This is a genomic window from uncultured Campylobacter sp., assembly GCF_938015785.1.
Lineage (GTDB): Bacteria > Campylobacterota > Campylobacteria > Campylobacterales > Campylobacteraceae > Campylobacter_B.
This window is the reverse complement of sequence record NZ_CALLWC010000036.1, coordinates 37,050-60,484: the sequence shown is the minus strand read 5'-3', so window position 1 is coordinate 60,484 and position 23,435 is coordinate 37,050. Positions and strand designations below refer to the sequence as shown.

The window sequence follows — 23,435 nt, the reverse complement described above, 5'->3', positions numbered from 1 at the left end:
ATAGTATCCATCGTAACTTACTGCTCCTTTGTGTGAGCTTAAGTTAAAGAGAGCCATTTTAATTTATACGCACGGCAAGATTTACCCAGACCTCTTGCTAAAACACATTGTTTAAATTTAATTCGGATAAATCTATCTAACCGCCGTTTGATATTGCTAAGCGAAGAGCTTAAATTTAATCAAAAATTTAAAGACGGCGGCGGATCTGTGCCGCACCACGCCAACTGCTCGGTCTAAATTTAGAGCAATCAAATTTATCAAACGAGCAAATTTAGGCTCTGTCCTGCTCAAAATTTAAAATTCCGCGCACCGTTTAAATTCCGCTTAAAATTTTAGCCGCGCTTTAAATTTAGCGGAGTTACTTCAGCTCGCCCCAGCGCTTGGCGATGTTTAGGCTCGTCTTTAGCGGCACGTTTAGGCTCGCCGCGCTTTGCATTATCTCCTGCGCACGCTCGCCGAAGCTCTGCGCCAAATCGTCCCGCACCTCGAAGATCAGCTCGTCGTGGATCTGCAATATCAGCCGCGCCTCGTCGTTTAGCAGCGGCGAAATCTCAACCATCGCCTTTTTGATGATGTCGGCGGCGGAGCCTTGAAATTTCGTATTCACCGCCTCGCGCTCGTAGCTCGCATAGACCATGTTGTTACGCGCGTTTGCGAAGTCGAAGTAGCGCCTGCGCCCAAAAAGCGTGCTTACGTAGCCGTCTGCTTTCGCGTCCGATTTTATGCTTTGCAAAAACTCTTTAATCGTGGAAAACGCCGCGAAATAGCGCTCGATATAGCCTTTCGCCTCGGCGCGCGCGATACCTAGGCTATCGCTTAGCTTACCCGCACCCATGCCGTAGATGAGGCCGAAATTTATGCTCTTTGCGATCGTGCGGTGCGCGGGCTGCGCGTCGCCGAAGATGCTGATCGCCGTGCGCGCGTGAATGTCCTCATCCGCCCTAAACGCCGCCAAAAGCGCAGGATCGCGCGAAAAGTGCGCGAGCAGGCGCAGCTCGATCTGCGAGTAATCAAGCGAGATCAGCGAGTAGCCTTCGTCTGCTAGGAAGCAGTCTCGCACGTCCTTTGCAAAGGTGCCGCGCGCGGGGATATTTTGTAGGTTCGGATTTTTGCTCGCTAGCCGCCCGGTAGCCGTGCCGGTCTGCAAGAAATTCGATCTGACGCGGTTTTGCGGATCTGCAAGGGCAAGCTGTAGCAGCGGCTCGCAGTAGGTGCTTTGCAGCTTAAACAGCTCGCGGTAGTCTAAAATTTTACCCACTGCGGGATGCAGCGCCTTAAGATCTTTCAGCACGCTTTCGTCGGTGCTGTAGCCCGTCTTGGTGCGCTTCGCCGCAGGTAGCCCGAGCCGCTCGAAAAGCACGGCGCCGAGCTGAGCGGGGGAGTTTATATTAAACTGCTCGCCGCAAAGCTCGTAAATTTCATCCGTGAGCGCTCGCAGGGACTTTTCGTTGCGCGCGATTAGGCGCTTTATCATCTCCGCGTCTATCTTGATGCCGCATCTTTGCATCTGCCAAAGTACCCGCACAAACGGGAACTCAAGCTCCTGCGCGAGCTTAAAAAGCGCAGGCTCTAGCAGCCCCTTGAGCTTAAAATATAGCCTCAGCGTCACCCACGCATCCTCGCTCGCATAGATCGTAGCGGCGTCCAGCTCCACGGAGGCGAAGGTCTCGCCCTTTTTGACGACGTCGCCGAAATGCACAGTCTCATACCCAAGATACCGCGGCGAGATAGAGTCCATCCCCACGGCGTTTGCGGGATCGAGCAGCCACGCTAACACCATCGTATCGGCAAAGCGCGCAGGCGGCTCGATATTAAAATTATTTTTCACAATCTCAAAATCGTATTTTAAATTTTGCCCCACTACATATCCGTTAAACAGCGAGCCGATCGCGACCTTTGCCGCTTCCGAAGAAATTTGAACAGGAGCGCCCAAATAGCTATGCGCGAGCGGGACGTAATAGGCGCACTCCTCATTAAACGCAAACGAAAAGCCCACGATCCTGGCGCTTTTGCTGTCGATGCTAGTGGTTTCCGTATCGAAGCTCACCAAGGTCTCGGTGCTGACGCTCTCGCACAGCCTCGCAAGCTCCGCGGCATCGGTAATGCAAACAGGCTCAAAGGGCGTTTTAAAAGCGCTCTCGCAGCTTTGCCCGCCGCAAGCAGAACCGCCTGAGATAGAATTTTGCCCGTCTAGCCCCCCTACGGCAGCGTCCAAGATAGATCCGCCGCGAGACGGCTCTGTGCTGGAGCCTTTGCCGCCCGCGCCCAAAACGAAGCTTTTTGCGCCCGCGCTTTTGCCCTCGCCCCAAAGATCAAGTCCGTTCTGCTCTTGCAAGCTTAACGCGGACAGCAGTCTGTTTAGCGCGTAATCTTTTAAAATTTCGCGGATTTTAAAAAGCGGATTTTGCTGCGGGAATTTTGCGTCCTCTAAAGGCGGGATTTCCAGCTCGTCGTAAAGCGTGGCCAGGCGCTTGCTTATGTAGGCGCTCTGCTTCCCCTCTATCAGATACTCGCGCTGTTTGTTTTGCGGCAGGCGGTCTAAATTTGAATAGATCCCATCAAGCGAGCCCCATTCGTCTAAAAGCTTCTTCGCTCCTTTGTCGCCGATGCCGCGCACGCCCGGGATATTATCGGCGCTATCGCCGCAGATCGCTAAAAAATCCACGATCTGCTCGGGATAGACGCCGTAGCGCTGCAAGCACTCGTCTCTTCCGTAAAGCATCTTTTTGCCGTGGCTGTAAATTTTAACGTTTTCGCCGATGAGCTGATACAGATCCTTGTCGGAGGTAACGATGTTGATTTTATGCGTGGCGCCGTGCTTTTTAACGACGCTTGCGATGAGATCGTCCGCTTCGTAGCCCTCGCGTCCGAGCGAGTAAAGCCCCATCTTTTCGATCATCTCGATGCAAACCGGCAGCTGCTGCAAAAGCGCGGGCGGCGGGGCTTGGCGGTTGGTTTTGTAGTTCGGATCGATATCCGAGCGGAAGGTCTTGCCTTTACTATCCAGAGCGAAAATTATATAATCGCTCTTAAATTCCTTCGAAAGATTTGCGATGAAGCTCGCAAATCCGCTCACCATGCCGCTGGGTTTGCCGTCTTTGGTCTTAAGCCCGCTCATAGCGTAGTAGAGCCTGAAAAAAAAGCCGAACGTATCGATGATCGTGATGGTCTGCATAATGGTCCTCGGATTTAGAATTTTAACGCGTAGTGTATTAAAATTCGGCTAAATTTACAAATTCCAAATAGGACTTGACCTACCTCATTTCAAAATTTTAAAATTTGCTATATAATCGCGCGAAATTTTAAAAAAGGATCAGGTATGGATTTTTTTACAGACTGGCAGGAGTTCGACGCAGCGGGCGCTACGGTGAAATTTTATAAAAAATCGCAAGGCGGCGTAGAATACATCGGCTTTGATTCGCGCAAATGCGTCCCGCCCGAGCCGATGGTAAATGCGCTGGTGGCGCTAAATTTCGTAAAAGACGAAACCAAAAAGGTGGTCATGGTCAATCATAAATTTCCGATGGGGCTAATCCCGAAGATCGAGTCTAAATTTGACATTGCCCGCGAGGATCTGGGCGGCGACGCGGTCAAGCTCACCATCAGTCTAAAGCCCGGCGCGGTCAATGAGGGCTTTGATACCGACGCGAAGTGCCACGGCTAAAGGGCTTTAAAATTTAGATGAATATCACGACCTTTTCGCCGCCGTTTCGCATCGTAGGCGGCTATTTCATCTGCGGCTTTATCTTTTTGCTGCTAAGCGCGGCGAGCTTTTTAAAGGCTGATTTCGGCGCGATCCAGGCGCCGCAGACGGCGAGCTTTTTTCACGTATTTTTGCTAGGATTTGTAATCAGCATAATCATCGGAGCGCTCTATCAGCTCACCTCCGTCATCATCCAAAAGGAATTTTTCACCGTCAAATTTGCGTTTTTAAATCTCCTCGCCTACGGCGCAGGCGTGGCTCTACTAAGCGCGGGATTGCTGCTTTCAAGCATCCCTTTGATGCACGCAGGCGGCGCCGTTTTGCTGCTTAGTCTATTTTATTTTACGATCTGCTACGCACTAAGCTTCATCGGCACGCCCAAATGGAGCTTCCCCGCCGTAGCGCTTGCGATCTCGGCTGCGTTTTTAGCCGTAGGGATCAGCCTTGGCTTTGCCCTCGTGCTAGCGCTTAGCGGCGTGGAGATTTTCGGAGTGTATTTTTCAGAAATTTTATCCTATCACATATACTTCGTGCTAGGCTTCGTGTTTTTCGTCATCGTAGGCGCTGCGTGCGTGCTGCTGCCGATGTTTAGCCTGGCGCACGATCTAAACTTCGCACTAGCAAAAGCTTCGCTGGCGCTGTATCTGCTCGCAGGGCCGTTTTTGCTAAAAGACTTTGGAATTTTCATCGCATTTGCCGCGCTTGCGAGCTTTGCGGCTCAGGCGATCTACATCCTAGCCAGGCGAGTGCGAAAAGCGATCGATTATTGGAATTTAAACGTCTACATATCGCTCGCAGCTTTGGGATTTAGCGCGGTATTTTGGCTCGCAGGTCGCGCGGATTTGGCGGCGTTTTGGCTGCTATACGGCTTTTTGTTCGCCTTCATCGTCGCGCACCTTTATAAAATCGCGCCCTTTCTCATCTGGTATCACTACGTCTCGCCCTTCGTCGGCAAGCGCAAAATCCCTATGCTCGAGGATATGATAATCAAAAAGATCGCCTACGCAGCCTGCGTACCGAACGTATTGGCGCTTGTGTGTGCGGGCTTTGGAGCGCTAACGCCTGCGGTTATCTTGCAAGCGGTAAGCATAATTTTGGTGCTAATCAACATCGTAAATATCTTTAACTACATAAAATTCGGAGAGGAAAAATGAAAGTAACGAAGGAGCAAATTTACGACGCGCTTCGCGCCGTGGTGGATCCCGAGGTCGGCTTTGACGTCGTGTCGCTAGGACTCATCTACGACGTAGCGGTAGATGAGGCGAACAACGTCAAAGTCACGATGACGCTATCGACTCAGTCGTGCCCGCTGCATGAGATGATGGTGGAATGGGTGCGCGCGGGTGCCGAGAGCGTGGAGGGCGTCGGCGAAGTAGAGATTGATCTCGTCTTTGAGCCGATGTGGAATATCGATATGGCGGAGGATCACGTCAAAGAGGCTCTGGGGCGATTTTAGGGCTCGCATAGGACCGCTTCCGCGGATGTCGGGACGCTTCCGCGGATCGGTCTAGACGCTGCACGGATAGCCGCCATGGTACTTTTACGGATCGGCTCTGAGGCGCTGTACGAAATCTAGAGCGCGCTTGCACAGATCGCCCAAAGACACTGCGCGTATCGCTATGACGCTGCGCAAATCACCGGAGCGCTACGCAGATAGCCAAGCATTCTTGCTCCGGCGCGATTTCTCGTCGCCGTTTTAAATTTGAGTGATTTAAAATTTAACTCAATTAAATTTTGCCACGCCGTTTGATTATCGCTTGGTTATAAATTTGCACGATATAAAATTTAGCCGCACAACCGCGATTTGACGAGCGCCATCAAATGATTTGTGGCTTGCAAGATACCGCGCGGCGCAAATGTTTTAAATTTCGCCGCTCCGCCCGTGCATCCAGCCTGCCCGCCAACCAACTCGCTCGCCTGCTCTCGCGCCTGTTTACTTACCCACCTTACAATCCGCTTACCCACCCGCAAAACAGCGCTCCGTACGGAGTGAATCGTAATTTAAATTCAGTCGCAAGAGTCGCGGATAGCACCGCGAGGTCTTGCAAACCGCGCAATAAAATTTTAAAAAAACGGAATTTAATCGCTATGTGTATGAGCGTAGCTCTCAAATCTCGCTACAGGAGTTAAAATTTCAAACTAAAAGATAAACCAAACCTGCACGCACGTTTGATTAAAATTTTCGCAAATAGGCGTAACGCGGCTAAATAAAATTTAAAGCAGCTCTGCAATACGCGACAAGCGGTTAAATTTAAAGCTAAATTTAGACGAAATTTACGGCGAAAATTGCGGGCTTTGAGAGCTTTTTAAGGCTTCCTTTAAGCATTATCAAATTATCGGCACCGGAGATTTTAAGAGTGGAATTTTCAAAACTAAATTCTAAATTTTTCAGCGCGTTTTCGCTTAAGAGGCGCGCAAGCTCCAAAATATAGCTCAGCCAGGCAAGCTTGGCGGCGTCCGGCAAAATCGCGCTCAAAGGCGCGAACGTAGCGCCCAGCTCGCGCTTGCCGTGCATCGAGATGATCGCGGCTATGAGCGCCTTTTCTTTGTGCGTCGTGCGGTAGTTCAGCCCGCCGAGCACTATATCCGCGCTGGTTTCATGCTTGGCGTAAAAGCCGATCGCCCGCCCGATCTCGCAAAGCGATGCCGCGGTCTGAAGAATTTTAATATATTTTTCGCTCAAGCCGTGTAGCGGCGATAGCGCGCAAAATAGCGCCTTTGCGAACTTCGGAGCCTCGCTAGGCTCGGAAGCGAAGCGATCTTTGAGGCTTCTTAGGCTCGGATTAAAGCTTCTAGGTAGGTTTGCGCCGCGCAGAATCGAGCTTAAAAACGCTCCCTCTCGCACTCCCACGCCGCTTGTGATGATCTTTTTCGCCCCCAGGCGCCTTACGATCTTATCAAAGATAATGGCGCCCTCTCTGATCGTGTCGTAGCGGTCCTTTTTGATCGGGAATTTCGCCAGATCAAGCGTCTTTGCGCTCATCAACTTGGCAAAAAACGGCGCGTATTTTTCATAATCATAGCTGAAATTATGCACGATCTTTAGCGGATGGTTTTGCAGGCTCATCACGGCGCCGGAAAGCGCTCGCGCGGAGCCGCCCATTACAATTAAATTTTGCGTGCGAAACTCGGAGCCTACCTGCGAGATCGCGCTATTTATGTATTTCTCCAGCCCCTTTGTGTCGCCGCGGTCGAAAAATAGCTCCTTTAGCCGCACCGTGCCTAAATTTAAAGAAATTTTATTTTCTATTCTGCCGTTTTTTATGTAAGCAAGCTCAGTCGAGCCGCCGCCGATGTCAAGCGTAACGCCCTCGGAAAAGTCGCTAAGCAAATTTTGCGCTGCATAGGCGCCCAGATACGCCTCCATCTGCCCGTCTATCTTGCGGATCGCAATGCCCGTTTGCTTGCGAACGAGATTTATAAACTCGGCTCCGTTCGGCGCATCGCGAAGCGCGGATGTACCGATGCAAAGCACGCGTTTAGCCTTGTAATTGCATACCAGGGTTTTAAATTTTTTAAACGCGAGTAGGCATTTTTGCATCGCTTCGGAAGTTAAAATTCCGCCGTTTTCGTAGGCGCCCTCGCCTAGGCGGATCTTGATCTTGTGCTCGGCCAAGATGAAAAATCCGAGCCTGCTCGTGCGCTCAAAAATCACGGCTCTGGCGGAATTTGAGCCCAGATCTATGACTGCGACGCGCTTGGGCATTTAAATTTCCATATGGACGTGTTTGTATTTCAGCTCGTCCGCCGTCTCGATATTATCGGGATCGGTGATGATACACTCGACCGGGCAGACCACGATGCAAGCGGGCTCGGAGTAATCATCTACGCACTCGCAACATCGATCGGCGTCTATGATGTATATCGGCTCATCCTCGAAAATCGCTTCATTAGGGCATTCCTCGCGGCACGCGTCGCAACTGATGCATTCTTTTGTAATCAACAATGACATATAATTTTACCTTACGAAAAAAATTATGGCGTTTATACCATAAAAAGCTTCATTTTGTTTTAAAATAGCGGAATTTCGGGCTATTTCTTAAATTTTTTAGCGGAAGCTTGAAAATTGCGACGATTAGCAAGCGCGCTTCATCGTTTTTAAGATCTACTTGCGCGCCCATCGCTTGAGCAGCATTTTTGGCTAAGAATAGCCCGAGCCCCGCCCCCGGCTTGTCGCCATAGCGCTTAAAAGGGGCAAAATAATCAATCTCTTCGTTAAGCGGCTCGCCTTTGTTTGCGACCCGCACTATGAAATTTCCGTCCGAAATTTCGCTCTCGATCAGTACTTTTTCGCCATCAGGAGAAAATTTTATGGCGTTTTGGATAAAATTTTGAATCACGTGCATAAAGAGACTTTTCTGCACCGAAATTTCAAGCTGTTCGGGCTTAAGATCCATCGTCAAGTCCTTGCCCGCCGTACGCGCTAAAATTTTAAAGCCCACGCATAGCTCCCGTAGATACGCGATCATATCGGTCTGCTCGGGCGCCTCAAACTGCGCCCCCTCCTGCCGTCCAATCTCCAGAATGGAGCTGATCATCTTATTCATACTATCGATCGAATCATTATTGTTTTTAAGCGCCTCGATATATTTCTCGCTCTCGCGCGGTTTAATCAGCGTCACTTCGTTTTTGGTTTTCATCACCGCTAGCGGAGTTTTAAGCTCGTGCGCGATACCGATAAAAAGCTCTTTTTGATACAAAATGAAAGTCTCGATGCGCTCAAGTAGGCGGTTGATGCTGTTTGAAAGCGGGCTAAATTCACTTGGAATTTCCGCTGCGTCGATCGGCTTTAGAAATTTTTCATCCACCGAAGCGAGCCTTTGGCTGATCAGCTTAATCGGCATTAGTAGCATGCGCGAAAGAAACATCGCGTAAAACACCACCAAAAATATCATCGTCAAATTTACCAAAATGATGTCGATGAGTATTTGATTTACGATGTTTGCATAAACGCTCACATCTGCTTTGATGCTTAAAATTTTATCCTTGTCGTAGGGATAGTGCAGCTGCAAATAGCTCCTGCCGCCCTCGGAGCTTTCGATAAATTTAGGTTTATTGATACTTTCGTTTTCGATGATTTTGCTTTCGTATTCACCGGAAGCGTCTTGTAAAAAAGATGAAATTTTCTCAGGCGGCACGGAGGCGTCTACGATTTTTTGCGCTCTTTGGATTAAATTTTGAACGGGAGTTTCGAAGATGGTAATTCTCATATAATTATAGAGCATTACCGAAAAAATGACAATTAGCATCAACGAAGCGGATGCTAATTGTATTACAAAGCGGACTCTTAGGCTTTTTGTGGAAAGCAAAATCTATATCCGCGTCTGCGAACGGTCTCGATCGTAGAGATATTTAGAGGCTTATCCATTTTCTGGCGGATTTGATTGATCGCGACTTCGATGACGTTTGGCGTAACGAGCTCAGGCTCCTCCCAGATAGCATCTAATAGCTGCTCTTTACTGACGATCTGATCGCTGTGGCGCGCCAAGTGAGTTAGCACCTCAAACGGCTTGCCCTTAAGCTCGATCTCTTGACCTAGATATGTGATCTTTTCCTCATCCGGATCGATGATGAGATCGTCGATTTTGATGATATTTGAGCCGCCGAAGCGAAGTCTAGCTTCGAGACGCGCTACTAAAACATCAAAATCGAAAGGTTTTTTGATAAAATCGTCCGCGCCCGCGCGAAGCGCTTTGATCTCGCTTTCTTTATCGTCTTTTGCAGATAGCACGACGACGGAGGTGCGCGCGGATTTTTGCTTAACCAATGCGATGAGATCGATGCCGTTGCCGTCAGCTAGCATCCAATCGGTTAGCACCAAATCATAATTTCTAATGCCGATATAATACTCTGCGTCCTTAAAACTCTCGGAAGTATCCGTCTGATAGCCGAACTCCATCAAGCCCTCCGCTATCGTCTTGTTTAAAGTCACCTCGTCCTCGACTATTAAAATTCTCATTTAATTTCCTTGCCTTAAAATTTTGCGGTGATTTTAACATATTTTAAGCAAAATTTCAAGATTTTTTAAAGAAATTTTAAAATTTTATCTCTATTTCCGCGCCGACGCTCGCGTCTTGTAAAATTTCGGGCTTTAAAATTTTCATATAAAAATAATCCATCGATCGAAATTTTGAGTGAAACTCCTGCGCGAAGTATTTTAGCGCGTCCTCTACGAGGCGAAATTTTTTCTCGCGGAACTCCGCTTTGATATATTCGCAAACCCGCGCATAGTCGATAAATTCCTCCGCTCCGAACTTCGCCCACACCCAGACGCGCTGCTCGCGCTTGCGCTCAAAATCCAGCGTCCCGATTATCGTGCCAAATTCCAGCTTTTCAATTAAAATTTTAATCATACTACGCGCTTTTCCTCGCCCTTAAGCAGCCTGGCGATATTCGGCGCGTGTTTGTAAAATACGATGAAAACTATCAGAAAGATCGGCGCATGAGTGTTGATCGCTGGCATCTGCGGATGGATCACGTAGCTAGCGATAACTAGCGCAAGCGCCGCTGCGAGCGATGCTACGGATGAAATTTTAACCGTCTTGCCGACTACAAACCAAACGGCAAGCGCGATAATGAGCTCGATAGGAATAAAGCAAGCAAGCACGCCGGCTCCCGTCGCAATGCCCTTGCCGCCGTTAAATTTCAGATACGGACTAAAGCAATGCCCAAGTACTGCAAAGACAGCCATGCTCCATAGCACGTTTTCATCAAAGCCTAAAGCACGCGCAATCAGTATCGGCAGGATGCCCTTTAGCGCGTCGCAGGCGACGGTGAGGATCGCGAGCTTTTTTGCTTTTTGCGGATCGCGAGTTTTTAAGACGCGAAGGACGTTGGTAGCGCCTATGGAGCCACTGCCCTCGCTTTTGATATCCACGCCGCCTAGGTATTTGCCGATCAAAAGCCCAAAGGGGATCGCAGCGATCAGATACGCAGCAAAGTAGCACCAAAAATTCGGCGCCGTAAATGTCCTATATAAAATTCCAAGAATTCCGCTTCCTAGAATTCCATGCTCATCTCCTAGAAAATATTTTGAGCTAGGATCGCAGAGAGCGGCGTATATGATATTTAAAATTTCACTAAGTTTATCCATAAAATTCTCCCTTTAGCTCTTCCAAAGTAGCGAAATTTTCTCGTCGTAGATGTCGGTTTTCTTCGGCGAAATTTCTTTCGTTTCGAGTTTAATATTTTTTAGATCCAGGCTCTGTTTTAGCGCGTCCACTTCAGCTTCAAATTTCTGCGTAAGCACCTCCAGCTCCTCTTGTAGCGCGCTTAGGCTATTTTCGGCATTTTTGGCTTCGCTTCGTTCGTTTAAAATTTTATGCGCGCTTTTAGCTCCGCTGATCGCTTTAGAGATATTGCTAGCGCTGCGCGAGCGGCCTAAAAACGCGCCTAAGATCGCTCCACCTATGTTTAGCGCCGCATCCACCCCGCGACTTAGCACGTCGCCCTTTTCCTTCTCGTATTTTTCGCTAGCGCGCGAAATTTTATCCTCAAGGCGCGCCTTTTCCTTTTCAAATTTAGCCGCGATTTCATCGGTTTTCGCCTCTAAAATTTCATTCGCCTTATCGCTTAGGCGCACAAAAAACTCCTCCCTGCTCTCGCCCGGTTTTGAGAGCAGATCAAGCGCGCTAAAAAGCTCGAGTTTTTCATTGCGATATAGCCACTCCTTAAAGCTTTTAAGCTGAGCGTTTAAATTTTTTGCTCCCGCGATGAAGCTAGGAAGCGCGCCGTAGAGCGAGCCCGCCTGCTCCTGTCCGCTTAAATTTGCAACTTCTCGCGTACTCGCCTCGCCCCAATCTATTTCACTTGCGTCCGAAAGCGATAGCAAAAAGGAGCGCTGCTGCGTAAAATCGACCCCCTTGTCGCAAAATCGCATCTTTGCGCTTGCGTACAGATACGGGCTTAGCTCAAGGCTCGCGCCGTAGCTGTAAAGCTGCGAAATTTCAGCAGAAACTACGGGTTTGGCGGCACCAGCGGATTTGACGCCTTGCGCGGCGCCCGACACGGACGAAATTTCAGCCTTTTTGTCTTTCATTAAATTTGAAATTTGCTCGTTGCTTAAAGGGCCCTTTAAATAGCTTAGCGCAAAGCGCGTCTCGATCACTCGCAGCACGTCCTCGTTGATGTTTTTTACCAAAAAATTTCGCTTTTTGAGGTTTGAAATTTTCTCCATCAGCACGCTTTTATCGATCGGATTTGAGCCGATGCCGCTTAGGCCGCTGATAACGCGCTCCTTATCCTGCGCGGTCTGCAAGCGCCCGATAAACCACGTACCGATATTGCTAAGCCCCTTATAATCGAGATCGACCGGGTTTTGCGTCGATAATACGCAGCCAAGTCCGAATGCACGAGCCTGCTTCAGCAGCGTAAGCATCGGGGTTTTGCTCGGTGGATTGCCGTTTGGCGGGAAGAAGCCGTAAATTTCATCCATATAAAGCACTGCGCGCAGCGAGCTAGTGCCGCTGGTAGTACGCATCCATTTGATCATCTCGCCCAAAAGCAGCGTGACGAAAAACATCCTCTCATCGTCGTTTAGATGCGCGATGGAAAATATATTCGCTCTCGCCCTGCCGTTTTCATCAAAGAGCATCTTGGCGATATTTAGCCGCTCGCCCTCGCACCAAAGCTTAAAACTCGGGCTTGCGATGAGCGCGTTAATCTTCATCGCAAGCGCCATTCGCTTATCGCTCGGAAAGAAGGTATTAACGTCGAAAACGCCGATTTTATCGAAAGGCGGGTTGCCGATCTGCGCGATGAGATCCACCACGCTCACCCCCTCGCCTTTGTTAAAATGATAGGTTAAAATTTGGCTGATTAGTAAAAATTCCGGCGAGCTAAGATTATCGCTGCCGATCCCTGCCAGACTTAGCACGCTAGTTGCGATACCGCCTACATAGTTGTTCAGATCCTCTTCGTTTAAGCCCTTCGGCGCTTCAAAATCGCTTAGCAGGCTGATTCCAAGACCTGCGCTTGATTTGGGCGTATAAATTCTAAAATCGGCGCTATTTTTCAGAAGCTGTACTCGCGCCAGGTCTTGATATGAGCCCTCGATACCTTCGCGCCAGGTATTTGCGGTTTGCTCGGCGTACTCGCGCACCCTAAGACCTTTGTTTTGTGCCTCAGCCTCATCGATATAAGGCTCAAAATCCTCAGCCCTCATCTGCGGAAAAGTAAGAGCTAAATTCGTTAGATCGCCCTTTGGATCGATGATGATGGATGGGATATTATCGATCGTAGCTTCCTCTAGCAGCGTGATACCAAGACCAGTCTTGCCGCTGCCGGTCATTCCTATGATAAGCGCGTGGGTCGTTAGATCCTTGTTTTTATACAAAAACGGCTCGCCGTTTTCAAGCCCCAGATAAAAAAGCTTTAAATTTTCTTGAAGCGTTTTCATTGCGTTCCTTAAATTTGCAATTTGCTCGGCATTATATCATTTAAATTTTTAAATTTAAATTTGCTAAAATGTGCGAAAAATCAAGGAATGGCAAGTGTTAAAAGAAAAAATTAGAAACGGAAAAAGCGGAATTCTACTCTACGGCATCGTCCCGCCTAAAATCACGTCCTCTCAAGACGAGCTCGAGCGCCTGGGTACGGCGTGGTCGCAACGCCTAGGCGAATGCGAATGCGACGGCATCGTCATCTACGATCTACAAGACGAAAGTGCGCGCACGAAAGATGAGCGGACCTTTCCTTTTGTGCATACGATCGATCCTGCGCGATATTACACGCAGTATCTACACACCGATAAAGAAGCGATCATCTATCGCGCGGTAGGCAAATACGACGAGGCGGAATTTTGCGAAATTCTAAGACATGCCGCAAGCGGGCTGGGTGTTTTCGTGGGGGCGAGCTCTAAAAACGAAGAATGCAAACTGCATCTAAGCCGCGCCTACGAGATCAAGCGACTTGTAGCGCAGCATCTTTGTCTAGGCGGCATCTGCATACCCGAGCGCCATGAAAAGAGCCACGACGAGCACCTAAAAATCGCGGAGAAGACTGCGGACGGGTGCGAATTTTTTATCACTCAGGCGGTTTATAATGTGCAAAATGCCAAAGATTTCATCGACGATTACGCCGCTTTGGAGTGCAAAAGGGTGCCTATAATCTTTACTTTCACGCCGTGCGGCAGCCTAAAGACGCTTGAGTTTATGAAATGGCTTGGCATCTCGGTGCCAGATTTTTTGCAGCAGCGACTGCAAAGCAGCGTCGATATTTTGCAAAGTTCAACAGCGCTGTGCGCAGAGATGTTTGATTTCATCTACCAATACGCCCTCGCAAAAGGCGTAAGCGTAGGCGCGAACATCGAGAGCGTAAGCACCCGCCGCGTCGAAATCGAAGCCTCGCTTAGCTTACTAAAAGAGATCAGAAAAATTATCCTTAAGCACGAGAATTTAGGATTTTACGTTATTTAAAATTTTAAACCTGGCGCACGAACAAAACGCTAGATAGTCCAAGTTAACGGGGGAATTTTAAATAATTTTAGATCACTTTCTAAAAAATAAATCGGAATTCTATCCAAATGGAATTTGAACTTAAAATTTATAAAAAATAGCCCTAATTATATGCTTTAATACCCGTCGTCCATAACTGCAAGATGATATTTCGTGCAAAATTTTTAAATGCTTGCAATGGCATTGAGCTAGACTTACCATCAAAACCTATAAACCGCTGTAGCTTTCGCACTAAAGCTAAGTGCATTGACCGCTTTAGTATGCAGCTGACGTGAACGCGCCCTCCGGCTCGCCGCTGGATAATTTTAATATCCTATCCTTTTTTAGAGCATATTGTATAGCGGAGAGATGGGATAACTGGAGGTTTTAACGAACCCAATATAGATACGACGCTTCTGTACTCATGACATAGCGTCCCTTATTGTTCCATTCGTAGTATTTGATTTAAATTTACCGGCGTTTATGCTAAATTTCAAATCTAAGGCAATTTGATGCTTGCTGTTGTGAGCGTTTTGGTATTTGAATTTTATTCTATAGCCTATGTGTAGGTCGCTCAAAAGATCCACCATACGCCGCCGTAAAAATACTTGCCGAGCTTTGCAGCTAATTAAAAGCCGTTAATGCAGAATCGGCTGAAATTAACACCCATTTAAGCTATCGCATATTTGATTTCTTTTATATTCTACAAGTCCGCCACCAAAAAGCAGCAGACCTAAGACTAACGTCGTTTTACTATCTCACGCAAAAGCCGATATGCTAACTGCGCAAGATTATAATATGCTTTCAATCGCAAATGCTTCATTTTAAAATTTTGAAACCTAACTCGGAATAAATATAAATTTGAAATTAGTTTTGTAAATAAGCTTGGAATTTAACTCTTAAATATGGCGAAATTCAAAGATCAATGAAATTTAAAAAGCGCTAGTTTATACTATTGCCGCCGAATTTCAAAAGCGCGCTGCCCCACGTAAAGCCGCCGCCGAACGCATCCAAAAGCATAAGCGAGCCGTTTTTGAGTCTGCCGCTCTCGTAAGCGTCGTTGATCGCCATCGGGATCGACGCCGAGCTCGTGTTGCCGTATTTACCGATCGTAAGCACGCACTGTTCGTCGCTAAATTCCAGTCTAGCCTTGACTGCCTCGATAATGCGTAAATTTGCCTGATGCGGGATGAAAAGATCGACCTGCTCGGGCGAAATTTTATTTTTCTCCAAAATCTCGACGACATCGTTACTAAGCGTCGGTACCGCGATCTTAAAGACCTCGCGCCCGGCCATCTGCATGAAACCTAGCTTTTCGTCAATGATTTTTTGGCTGAGTGGATTGACGCTACCCGGGGCTGCGGTGATGAGAAGATCGCCCTTGCTGCCGTCGCTAGCGGTATGAATGTCGATGATTTCGTTATCGTCGCGTGCCGCGATAACCGCAGCGCCCGCGCCGTCGCCGAAAAGTATGCATGTAGCGCGATCGTTCCAATCGACTATCGAGCTTAACTTTTCCGTGCCGATTATCAACACGTGTTTTTTAGCACCGCTTTCGATGAGGGATTTTGCAAGCTCCAAAAGATAGATGAAGCCCGTACAGGCGGCATTTATATCAAACGCCGTGATGCCGAAATTTAAGCCCAGTTTATCTGCGATGACGCACGCGGTCGAGGGCATACAGAAATAATCAGGCGAGATCGTGGCGCAGATTATCGCATCGATCTCGTTTTTTTGCAACCCGCTACGCTCGATCGCAAGTACCGCGGCCTTCATGCCCAAATCGCTAGTGGTCTCGCCCTTTGCTATGCGGCGCTCATGAATGCCTGTGCGCTTGACAATCCATTCATCGCTCGTTTCAACCATTTTTTCAAGATCGAAATTGGTTAAAATTTCGCTCGGCGCGTATGCTGCGATCGAGATCATTGAGGCTTTTTTCATTTTTGCTCGTTTGAAGAAATTTCGCTTTCTATCGCGGAGTTGATTTTAGAATCTGCAAATTTAAGCGCCTGAAAGATCGCGTTTTTAACGGCTTTCGGGGTACTTTTGCCGTGGCTTATGATGACGCATTCTTTGACGCCTAAAAGTGGCGCGCCGCCATATTCGTCATAATCCGTACTTTTTTTGATAATTTTAAAGACGCGCTTCATCAAGATGGAGCCTGCGATGGCGATCGGGGATTTTTTAGTTTCGTTTTTAATAAGTTTGCCGATAGCGCTTGCGACACCTTCGCTGGATTTTAGCATAATGTTGCCGATAAATCCATCGCAAACTACGACATCCACGGAGCCGTCAAAAATTTGATTGCCTTCGACATTACCGATAAAATTTTGCATCTTTTTAAGCATATGAAAGGTTTCTTTTGTTACCTCGTTGCCTTTACTATCCTCCTCGCCGTTGGATAATAAGCCGATGCGTGGTGCGTTTAAACCCATAATCTCCTTGGCATATGCTTCGCCCATAATCGCAAATTGAAACAAATTCTCAGGCTTACAATCGACATAAGCGCCCACATCTAGCACAAGCGTGCGACCACCTATGGAATTTGGCATCAGCGTAGCAATCGCCGGGCGTAAAATGCCTTTCAGCCTTCCTATGCGAAGCGTAGCAAGACTCATCGTAGCGCCGCTGTGTCCTGCGGATACCACGGCTTTGCATGTGCCGTCTTTTACTAGATCGACCGCTTTAAAGATGCTACTTTCTTTGCGTTTGAGAGCGTCCGTAGCACCTTCTTTCATCTCAAAGACTTCGCTTGCAGCTATGTAAGTGATATACTTCTCAAACCCATAACCTTGCGGGATAAAAGGCTTGATTTGCGCTTCGTCACCTACCAAAAACGCATTAAATTTACGCTCTCGCAGCGCATCTACGACTCCGTTTATTATCGGCTCGCAGCCGAAATCACCGCCCATCGCGTCTATAGCAACGGAAATCATCGGATTAATATTCGCCCGTAGTTTTGTTTATTCTATGCGGAATTTTCCAGCTTCCGTCTTTATATTTGACGGGGATCGGAAGGGTCACTTTGTAGTGAGTGCGTCTTTTCGCCGCACGAGTTTTACTAACTCTTCGCTTTGGAACTGCCATTTTTTCTCCTTTATAAATTTAGTTCTTGCATTCTTCGCAATAAAAATAGTCGCTTTTGAAAGCTTCCGTTTCGCTTCTTAAAATTTCATCCGGATCAACTTCGGTGCCGAAAAACTCCATAACGTCCAAGCTCTCGTGCCTTTCGTCGTTAAAAACGCCTTCGCTTAAAAGCAAATTCACGCTCTCATTTACGTCAAGATCAAATTCTTTGCCGCAGCGGTCGCAAATGTATGGAATTTTACCCCTAATTTCGCCTTTGCACTCGATAAACTTAGAGTCTTTTCGTTTTAAATTTCCGCTAAGTTTAAGTCCATCCCTCGAAATTTCAAACGGCACGGGCGCGGCGGAAATTTTAGCAAAAGCGATCTTCACGTGGCACTCTTAGCAAATTTCTCTTTTTGCAAAGAAAAATGCGATCTCGGTTTTTGCGTTTTCTAGGCTGTCGCTGCCGTGAACGGCATTAGCGTCAATGCTGTCCGCAAAGTCTGCTCTGATCGTGCCTTTATCGGCTTTTTTCGGATCGGTAGCGCCCATTAGCGCACGATTTTTAGCTACGGCATCATCGCCTTCTAGCACCATTACGACCACCGGGCCGCTAGTCATAAACTCAATCAGATCCTTATAAAAAGGGCGATCCTTGTGAATTTCATAAAATTTACCCGCATCTTCGGCGCTTAGGCATAATTTTTTAGCCGCTGCGATTCTTAGTCCGTGGCTTTCGAAACGATCGATAATTTTGCCGATAACGCCCTTTTTAACGGCATCAGGCTTAATAATAGAAAGCGTTTGCTGCATATAATCTCCTTAAAGTGAAAGGCGGATTGTATCGAAAAATAGGTTAAAATTTATTTAAGGATTGAATGAATTAAAATTCCGCGCATTTGATCGCGGAATTTTATCTGCTAAGCAAATACCGGGGTATCTCCGCTGCGTAGATCCGCACCTATACTATCCCTGCTAGGTTGACCCGCTACGATGTCGCTCCAGACGATACAGCCGTCGGTCGGACAGGCGCTAGCGCAAGCCGGCTCATCGTTGTAGCCCACGCACTCGACGCATTTATCGGCATATACATAGTAGCTATCCTCGCCACTTGGGTTATCGCTATCGTCAACGATCGCATTTACCGGGCACTCGTCGATGCATGAGCCGCAGCTTATGCAAATATCGGTGATTTTTACAGCCATTGTTTCTCCTTTATCAAAAAATATGGAGTAATGATAACATACTAAATTTAAAAAATGATAAAATTTAATATTATTGAACAAATAAATTTTATTATATAAAAATTTTCATCAAATTTCAGCAAATATAAAGTTTTAAAATGTATAATCGCCATCATAAATTTTATTAACAAGGAGAAACAAATGATAGTAACCAACAAAGCCGTTGATTTTACGGCAACTGCGGTTTTAGGCAACAACGAAATAGTTGAGGATTTCAACCTCTATAAAAATATTGGCGAAAAAGGCGCGGTCGTATTCTTTTATCCAAAAGATTTTACCTTCGTCTGCCCAAGTGAGATCATCGCATTCGATCACAGATATCAAGATTTCAAATCCAAGGGCATCGAAGTTATCGGCGTTAGCTGCGATAGCGAGTTTACGCACCTTGCATGGAAAAATACTCCGGTAAACGCAGGCGGTATCGGCAAAGTGCAGTTCACGCTAGTTTCGGATATTACAAAAGATATCGCGCGCAGCTTCGACGTGCTGTTTGGCAACGCCGTAGCGCTTCGCGGCAGCTTCCTACTCGATAAAGACGGCACCGTCCGCCACGCCGTCATCAACGACCTACCGCTTGGTCGCAATATCGACGAGATGCTAAGAATGGTCGATACGATGCTATTTACGAACGAGCACGGCGAGGTTTGCCCGGCAGGCTGGCACAAAGGTGACGCAGGAATGAAAGCAGATCCTAAGGGCGTCGCGGATTATCTAGGCAAAAATGCGAGCAAACTATAAGTTGTAAAATTCTTCGCGCTGGCGTACAAATTCTAACTGCGTAAGGTTTAAATTTAGCCTTGCGCAGGCTATTAAAGCTAGCAAAGCTTTCTAAATTCCGCTGCCAAAATTTTAAGTCGCGGCGACGGAATTCCAAAAATTCCAAAAATTCCAAAAATTCCAAAAATTCCAAAAATTCCAAAAATTCCATTCCTCTCAATTCTGCAAGTAAAATTTCAAAACCGCGAGTAAAATCCCAAATCCTTGGCAAAATTTTACCCATAACAAAGCTCGCAAAATCATACTTTAAACTAGCTTTTGTTACAATCGCAAGTTTTTAAATCCAAGGACAATTATGAAAAAGCTTATATTTTTTATCTCCGCCCTACTTTGCTCTTTGAGCCTTTACTCCGCAGATACCAACCCGGACGCGCCACTTAAGCTCGATCCTAGCGTCGTGCACGGCGAGCTGGCAAACGGCGTGAAATTTTATATCCTCAAAAATGACGTGCCGAAAAATAGCGCGCTTTTTTACCTAAACGTAGCCGCGGGCAGTGTCGATGAAAATGACGACGAACAGGGTCTTGCGCATTTCGTCGAGCATATGGCGTTCAATGGCAGCGAACATTTTGATAAAAACGAACTAGTCCATACCCTGCAGCGTCTGGGGGTAAAATTCGGCGCCGATCTCAATGCACAGACTGGCTTTGAAAACACCACATACAACATCCAAGCCCAAGTAAGCGACGAGACGCTAAAGGACGTATTTTTGGTACTGCGCGATTATGCAGGCGGCGTAAAATTTGACGAGAACGAAACGCAAAAGGAAAAGGGCGTCATATTAGAAGAAGCAAAAAAAGGCTTTGAGAGGCGCTTTTACGAAAAGCGCGCTACATATTTATACCCTAATTCCATATTTTCAAGACGCTTTCCGATCGGACAAAATGAAATCATCAAAGGCGCCACTGGCGAGCAACTAAAAAAATTCTACGCGCGCAACTACCTTCCTAGCGCCATTAGCATCATAGTCGTAGGCGACGTAAACATTGAGCAGATTAAAAACCTAATCAAGCAAAATTTTAGCTCTCTTTCTGCGCACGGCGAAAAAATCCCGCGCGATCTTAGCCTGCGCCCATTTGAAGGCGGGCTAGCAAGCACCGTAGAGCCCGAGCTCGGCGCTAATGTCGCTAGCGTGCTTTACGCAGGCAAATATGAACCACTAAGAAGCTACAGTGCGCTTAAAAATGAGTGGCTGCAAGCCTACGTATCGAGGCTGATGGAGCTTGGATACGACGCGATGAATGTGAATGCTAAAATTCCGCTTAAAGCCTATTTCGGCTCGGACGATCTGTTTAAAAACCGCAGACTATACAGCATAAGCGCGAATATTTTTAATTTCGACGCCAACGCCACGCTAAGTAGTCTTTTTAGCGCGATCAAAGGGGTACGCGAACACGGATTTAACAATGACGATTTTGATAGCGTTAAGGCGGAATTTAAACATCAAGTGCAAGCCGATCTGCTTAAGAACGATACACAAAGTGCGCAAATAGGGGCACTACTTGATTTCGTACAAAACGGCAATGTAAAGCTTAGTAAGCAAGACGAGCACGATCTAAGCCTCAAGGCGTTAGAAGAAATAACGCTAGCGGATGTTAATAAATTTTTCTCTCAGATAACGGATGGAGCGAGATTTACGGAGATTATCTCGGCAAAGGATTTGGGCGTTAGCCAAAAAGATGCGGAGCTGCTCTACGAAAAAGCGGTGCCGTTTAATTTCGCTGCTTCGAAGCTTGCTTCCAAGCAACTTGCGGGAGCAGATTTAAAAGAGGCGGAATTTAAAGCGCAAAAAGGCGCTAGCGGCACTGAAATTTTGGAGTTTAAAAACGGCGCGAAGGTAATTTTAAAGCCTCTTAAAAGCGAGAAAAATAAAATCGCCCTCGCAGCCGTTAAAAAAGGTGGCTACGCGCATTTTGGCAAAGCTCGTGGCGAAATTTTAACTGCGCTGCTAAACTCAGGCACCATAGGCGAGCTAAACGAATACGAGGCGGGACGCTTGACCTCAAAATTTGATTATAAGCTAAGATTTAGGATGGATGACGCAGACTGCGGTTTTAGAGGCGCAGGAGCGGATCTGGAGGCGATGACACGCGAGCTTTACGCAAGATTTAGCGAGCCGCTAATTCATGCAAGCTCGCTTACGAAATACAAAACCGACGCGCTTTCGGCGATTGCGCTACGAGACGAGACGGCGGAATTTAAATTCGGCGAGCAAATTTTAAAATCTCTATATTCGGGAGATACGGCTCGCAAGCAGCCGCTTAGCGTAGATTACGTAAAGAGCGCAAATCTTGCCGATTTACAGCGCGATGCGGATGAAATTTTTTCAGGTGCTGGAAATTTTATCTTTGTGCTTAGCGGCGATTTCGAGCCTGCACGCGCGAAACAAATTCTAGCCAAATATATTGGCAATCTAAAGTCCGGCGCAAGCAGCGCTACACCTAAAACTTTGATGCTAAATACTTCTAGCGGCGAGATTGTGCAAGACTACGGCGATAGTGATAAAAGCGAAGTTCGGATGATTTTTTCAAACTATGAGCTGCAAAATTTCGACTTTGCAGACACTTATAAATTTCAAGCGTTAAAAAGCGTGCTAAGCAATCGCATCGTCGAGCAGATCCGCGAGGCGCGCGGACAAATTTACTCGGCGATGGTGCATAGCGCCTATGTGCGTGAGCCACAAATCGCAGCGAGCTTGAACGTATCGTTTTCTACCGAGCCGAAAGATGCCCGTGCGGTTGCAGCAAGCGTGAGTGAAATTTTAAAACAGATCGAAAGCTCCGGCGCAAAAGATAGCGAGCTGGCAAATTTTAAAAAAGCTCAAATTCTATCGACCAAAAGAGCTGCGCAGACGAATGATTTTTGGCTTGGAAATATCACTGCGCACGAGCTTTACGGCTATCCACTCTATGACGAAAAAAGCTACGCGGCGCGCGTGAACGCAGTAAAAAGTGCGGACGTACAGGAAGCGGCGCAGATGCTTCGCGAGCATCTATTTACGGCGATTTTAAATCCAAAACCAAGCAGCGATGCAAAGCCGCAAGAGGCGCAACCGAAAGAATAAAGGAGCTTAATGTTTTCATCGTTTTTTAAGAGCAAAAAATACGCATTCTTTGCTTATTCGGGTCTAATTTTTATTATTTTGGTGCAAATTTTTGAAGTGGATCTGATGGTGCAATACAATAAATGGAACCGCTCCTTTTACGATCTGGCTCAAGACGCTAAAAACCACACCATAGACGATTTTTGGAACCAGATGTTTATATTTTTGTGGATCGCCATCCCTTTAGTTTTAGTGGGCGTTCTTGAGAGGTACGTCGTTAGACTCTGGGTGTTTCAATGGCGCGAGGCGATTACGTTTTCATATTTTAAATATTGGAAAAATGTCGAACACGACGTAGAGGGAAGCTCGCAGCGTATCCAAGAAGACGCTCTTCGCTTTGCGCGCATCTTAGAAGATATCGGTTCGCGAGTGCTATCTGCGATTTTAACGCTAATCGCGTTCATCCCCGTGCTTTGGGAGCTTAGCGCAAAGGTCAAGATACCTTTTTTAAACGAAACACCGGGCTCTCTCGTATGGATCGCACTGGGAGTCAGCATCGGCGGACTTATCATTTCGTGGTTAGTGGGCTGGTACCTGCCGCGCCTGGAATACGACAACCAAAAGGTAGAAGCGGCGTTTAGAAAAGAGTTAGTTTTAGCCGAGGACGACAAGATCAACTATGGAGGGCAGGAGCAAGTCGAGGGACTGTTTGCTAAGCTGAAGCATAACTATTACAAGTTATATTTGCATCTTTGTTATTTCGATCTATGGCTTCGCTCTTTTTCTCAAATTTTAATTTTAGTGCCTTACTTTTTGGTCGGTCCTGGTATTTTTACTCAGGCGATCACTTTAGGCGTACTGGTGCAGGTGAGCAACGCCTTTAATCAAGTCCGCGGAAGTTTTAGTATTTTTATGAATAACTGGACGACGATCACGGAGCTGCGCTCAATCCATATGCGACTTAAAGAGTTTGAAAAAAATATCGACTACAAGGGCTAGATAAAATTTCGCCCGCACCTTGCGGCCCTAGATTTCGCTTTCTAAATTTAAAGCGAAATTCCGGGACGCAAACTTTTAAAATTTCTACGCTTTTACTGCTCTCTTTTTTCTTGATAAGTAATGTTTAGCTTTATAAATTTATAGCTCGCGATTAGCAAGATTATCCA

At 47.0% G+C, this 23,435-nt stretch carries 22 protein-coding genes; 7 read left to right on the top strand and 15 right to left on the bottom strand.

The window, feature by feature from the left end; genetic code table 11:
- Nucleotides 1-358 precede the first annotated feature (358 nt).
- Nucleotides 359-3,175 carry a DNA polymerase I gene (gene polA, locus Q0393_RS05285; RefSeq protein ID WP_298978454.1) on the bottom strand — a complete coding sequence of 939 codons (2,817 nt, stop codon included), beginning with the start codon at nt 3,173-3,175 and terminating at the stop codon, nt 359-361.
- Nucleotides 3,176-3,319: 144 nt separating this feature from the next.
- On the opposite strand from polA, the gene Q0393_RS05280 reads away from it, so the two are divergent.
- Genes Q0393_RS05280 through Q0393_RS05270 form a run of 3 tightly spaced genes read left to right on the top strand, consistent with a single transcriptional unit; the run spans nt 3,320 to nt 5,159 of the window.
- Nucleotides 3,320-3,664 (top strand): hypothetical protein, encoded by a 345-nt coding sequence (locus Q0393_RS05280; RefSeq protein ID WP_298978452.1) that lies wholly within the window; start codon nt 3,320-3,322, stop codon nt 3,662-3,664.
- Between the two features lie 17 nt (nt 3,665-3,681).
- A complete protein-coding gene (locus Q0393_RS05275; RefSeq protein ID WP_298978450.1) occupies nt 3,682-4,857 on the top strand; it encodes a peptidase M50 in 1,176 nt (391 codons plus the stop codon).
- Nucleotides 4,854-5,159, top strand: a complete 306-nt coding sequence (locus Q0393_RS05270) for a metal-sulfur cluster assembly factor (RefSeq protein WP_297942637.1) — start codon at nt 4,854-4,856, stop codon at nt 5,157-5,159. The genes Q0393_RS05275 and Q0393_RS05270 overlap by 4 nt, the downstream gene beginning before the upstream one ends.
- Nucleotides 5,160-5,488: 329 nt before the next feature.
- Here Q0393_RS05270 and Q0393_RS05265 read toward each other — a convergent pair whose 3' ends face one another.
- From Q0393_RS05265 to Q0393_RS05230, 8 genes are all read right to left on the bottom strand, one after another.
- Entirely contained in the window at nt 5,489-5,668 is a 180-nt protein-coding gene (locus Q0393_RS05265; protein WP_298978446.1) for a hypothetical protein, read from the bottom strand.
- Between the two features lie 298 nt (nt 5,669-5,966).
- Nucleotides 5,967-7,409, bottom strand: coding sequence for a Ppx/GppA phosphatase family protein (locus Q0393_RS05260; RefSeq protein ID WP_298978444.1), 1,443 nt, complete (start codon nt 7,407-7,409; stop codon nt 5,967-5,969).
- Nucleotides 7,410-7,655: a YfhL family 4Fe-4S dicluster ferredoxin gene (locus Q0393_RS05255; protein WP_005871264.1), complete on the bottom strand. Its 246-nt coding sequence runs from the start codon at nt 7,653-7,655 to the stop codon at nt 7,410-7,412.
- Between the two features lie 49 nt (nt 7,656-7,704).
- Entirely contained in the window at nt 7,705-8,913 is a 1,209-nt protein-coding gene (locus Q0393_RS05250) for a sensor histidine kinase (RefSeq protein WP_367179173.1), read from the bottom strand.
- Between the two features lie 77 nt (nt 8,914-8,990).
- Nucleotides 8,991-9,662, bottom strand: a complete 672-nt coding sequence (gene hsrA, locus Q0393_RS05245) for a homeostatic response regulator transcription factor HsrA (protein ID WP_005871260.1) — start codon at nt 9,660-9,662, stop codon at nt 8,991-8,993.
- Between the two features lie 76 nt (nt 9,663-9,738).
- Complete coding sequence (locus Q0393_RS05240; RefSeq protein WP_291939954.1) at nt 9,739-10,056, bottom strand: dihydroneopterin aldolase; 318 nt, start codon at nt 10,054-10,056, stop codon at nt 9,739-9,741.
- Nucleotides 10,053-10,796, bottom strand: a complete 744-nt coding sequence (plsY, locus tag Q0393_RS05235; protein ID WP_298978440.1) for a glycerol-3-phosphate 1-O-acyltransferase PlsY — start codon at nt 10,794-10,796, stop codon at nt 10,053-10,055. The genes Q0393_RS05240 and plsY overlap by 4 nt, the downstream gene beginning before the upstream one ends.
- 12 nt (nt 10,797-10,808) lie before the next feature.
- Nucleotides 10,809-13,100, bottom strand: coding sequence for a DUF87 domain-containing protein (locus Q0393_RS05230; protein ID WP_298978438.1), 2,292 nt, complete (start codon nt 13,098-13,100; stop codon nt 10,809-10,811).
- Nucleotides 13,101-13,194: 94 nt separating this feature from the next.
- Here Q0393_RS05230 and Q0393_RS05225 point away from each other — a divergent pair, with 94 nt between their 5' ends.
- The gene (locus tag Q0393_RS05225) at nt 13,195-14,118 is read left to right on the top strand and encodes a methylenetetrahydrofolate reductase (RefSeq protein ID WP_298978436.1); all 924 of its coding nucleotides are present in this window, start codon (nt 13,195-13,197) and stop codon (nt 14,116-14,118) included.
- 960 nt (nt 14,119-15,078) lie between these two features.
- On the opposite strand, the gene Q0393_RS05220 is transcribed toward Q0393_RS05225, so the two are convergent.
- The 6 genes from Q0393_RS05220 to Q0393_RS05195 form a co-directional block, all read right to left on the bottom strand.
- Nucleotides 15,079-16,077 (bottom strand): beta-ketoacyl-ACP synthase III, encoded by a 999-nt coding sequence (locus Q0393_RS05220; protein ID WP_298978434.1) that lies wholly within the window; start codon nt 16,075-16,077, stop codon nt 15,079-15,081.
- Nucleotides 16,074-17,072, bottom strand: coding sequence for a phosphate acyltransferase PlsX (plsX, locus tag Q0393_RS05215; RefSeq protein ID WP_298978432.1), 999 nt, complete (start codon nt 17,070-17,072; stop codon nt 16,074-16,076). The genes Q0393_RS05220 and plsX overlap by 4 nt, the downstream gene beginning before the upstream one ends.
- 4 nt (nt 17,073-17,076) lie before the next feature.
- Entirely contained in the window at nt 17,077-17,223 is a 147-nt protein-coding gene (rpmF, locus tag Q0393_RS05210) for a 50S ribosomal protein L32 (RefSeq protein ID WP_298978430.1), read from the bottom strand.
- Nucleotides 17,224-17,241: 18 nt separating this feature from the next.
- On the bottom strand, nt 17,242-17,595 hold the full coding sequence (locus tag Q0393_RS05205; protein WP_298978429.1) for a hypothetical protein: 354 nt from the start codon (nt 17,593-17,595) through the stop codon (nt 17,242-17,244).
- A gap of 9 nt (nt 17,596-17,604) precedes the next feature.
- On the bottom strand, nt 17,605-18,018 hold the full coding sequence (gene ndk / locus Q0393_RS05200) for a nucleoside-diphosphate kinase (RefSeq protein WP_177388469.1): 414 nt from the start codon (nt 18,016-18,018) through the stop codon (nt 17,605-17,607).
- A 107-nt stretch (nt 18,019-18,125) separates the two neighbouring features.
- Nucleotides 18,126-18,410: a DUF362 domain-containing protein gene (locus Q0393_RS05195; protein WP_005871245.1), complete on the bottom strand. Its 285-nt coding sequence runs from the start codon at nt 18,408-18,410 to the stop codon at nt 18,126-18,128.
- A 180-nt stretch (nt 18,411-18,590) separates the two neighbouring features.
- Between Q0393_RS05195 and Q0393_RS05190 the strand changes: the two genes are divergently transcribed.
- From Q0393_RS05190 to Q0393_RS05180, 3 genes are all read left to right on the top strand, one after another.
- Nucleotides 18,591-19,187, top strand: coding sequence for a peroxiredoxin (locus Q0393_RS05190; RefSeq protein ID WP_298978428.1), 597 nt, complete (start codon nt 18,591-18,593; stop codon nt 19,185-19,187).
- A gap of 334 nt (nt 19,188-19,521) precedes the next feature.
- Nucleotides 19,522-22,290 (top strand): pitrilysin family protein, encoded by a 2,769-nt coding sequence (locus Q0393_RS05185; RefSeq protein WP_298978425.1) that lies wholly within the window; start codon nt 19,522-19,524, stop codon nt 22,288-22,290.
- Between the two features lie 9 nt (nt 22,291-22,299).
- A complete protein-coding gene (locus Q0393_RS05180; RefSeq protein WP_298978423.1) occupies nt 22,300-23,268 on the top strand; it encodes a putative transporter in 969 nt (322 codons plus the stop codon).
- The last annotated feature ends 167 nt before the right edge of the window (nt 23,269-23,435 follow it).

What these genes read in the sequence shown, in the direction of transcription:
- rpmF (WP_298978430.1), bottom strand. Translation starts at nt 17,223, where the DNA reads ATGGCAGTTCCAAAGCGAAGAGTTAGTAAAACTCGTGCGGCGAAAAGA.
- plsY (WP_298978440.1), bottom strand. Translation starts at nt 10,796, where the DNA reads ATGGATAAACTTAGTGAAATTTTAAATATCATATACGCCGCTCTCTGC.
- Q0393_RS05195 (WP_005871245.1), bottom strand. Translation starts at nt 18,410, where the DNA reads ATGGCTGTAAAAATCACCGATATTTGCATAAGCTGCGGCTCATGCATC.
- plsX (WP_298978432.1), bottom strand. Translation starts at nt 17,072, where the DNA reads ATGATTTCCGTTGCTATAGACGCGATGGGCGGTGATTTCGGCTGCGAG.
- Q0393_RS05250 (WP_367179173.1), bottom strand. Translation starts at nt 8,913, where the DNA reads ATGAGAATTACCATCTTCGAAACTCCCGTTCAAAATTTAATCCAAAGA.
- ndk (WP_177388469.1), bottom strand. Translation starts at nt 18,018, where the DNA reads ATGCAGCAAACGCTTTCTATTATTAAGCCTGATGCCGTTAAAAAGGGC.
- Q0393_RS05190 (WP_298978428.1), top strand. Translation starts at nt 18,591, where the DNA reads ATGATAGTAACCAACAAAGCCGTTGATTTTACGGCAACTGCGGTTTTA.
- Q0393_RS05280 (WP_298978452.1), top strand. Translation starts at nt 3,320, where the DNA reads ATGGATTTTTTTACAGACTGGCAGGAGTTCGACGCAGCGGGCGCTACG.
- Q0393_RS05255 (WP_005871264.1), bottom strand. Translation starts at nt 7,655, where the DNA reads ATGTCATTGTTGATTACAAAAGAATGCATCAGTTGCGACGCGTGCCGC.
- hsrA (WP_005871260.1), bottom strand. Translation starts at nt 9,662, where the DNA reads ATGAGAATTTTAATAGTCGAGGACGAGGTGACTTTAAACAAGACGATA.
- Q0393_RS05220 (WP_298978434.1), bottom strand. Translation starts at nt 16,077, where the DNA reads ATGAAAAAAGCCTCAATGATCTCGATCGCAGCATACGCGCCGAGCGAA.
- Q0393_RS05260 (WP_298978444.1), bottom strand. Translation starts at nt 7,409, where the DNA reads ATGCCCAAGCGCGTCGCAGTCATAGATCTGGGCTCAAATTCCGCCAGA.
- Q0393_RS05240 (WP_291939954.1), bottom strand. Translation starts at nt 10,056, where the DNA reads ATGATTAAAATTTTAATTGAAAAGCTGGAATTTGGCACGATAATCGGG.
- Q0393_RS05270 (WP_297942637.1), top strand. Translation starts at nt 4,854, where the DNA reads ATGAAAGTAACGAAGGAGCAAATTTACGACGCGCTTCGCGCCGTGGTG.
- Q0393_RS05230 (WP_298978438.1), bottom strand. Translation starts at nt 13,100, where the DNA reads ATGAAAACGCTTCAAGAAAATTTAAAGCTTTTTTATCTGGGGCTTGAA.
- polA (WP_298978454.1), bottom strand. Translation starts at nt 3,175, where the DNA reads ATGCAGACCATCACGATCATCGATACGTTCGGCTTTTTTTTCAGGCTC.
- Q0393_RS05180 (WP_298978423.1), top strand. Translation starts at nt 22,300, where the DNA reads ATGTTTTCATCGTTTTTTAAGAGCAAAAAATACGCATTCTTTGCTTAT.
- Q0393_RS05185 (WP_298978425.1), top strand. Translation starts at nt 19,522, where the DNA reads ATGAAAAAGCTTATATTTTTTATCTCCGCCCTACTTTGCTCTTTGAGC.
- Q0393_RS05275 (WP_298978450.1), top strand. Translation starts at nt 3,682, where the DNA reads ATGAATATCACGACCTTTTCGCCGCCGTTTCGCATCGTAGGCGGCTAT.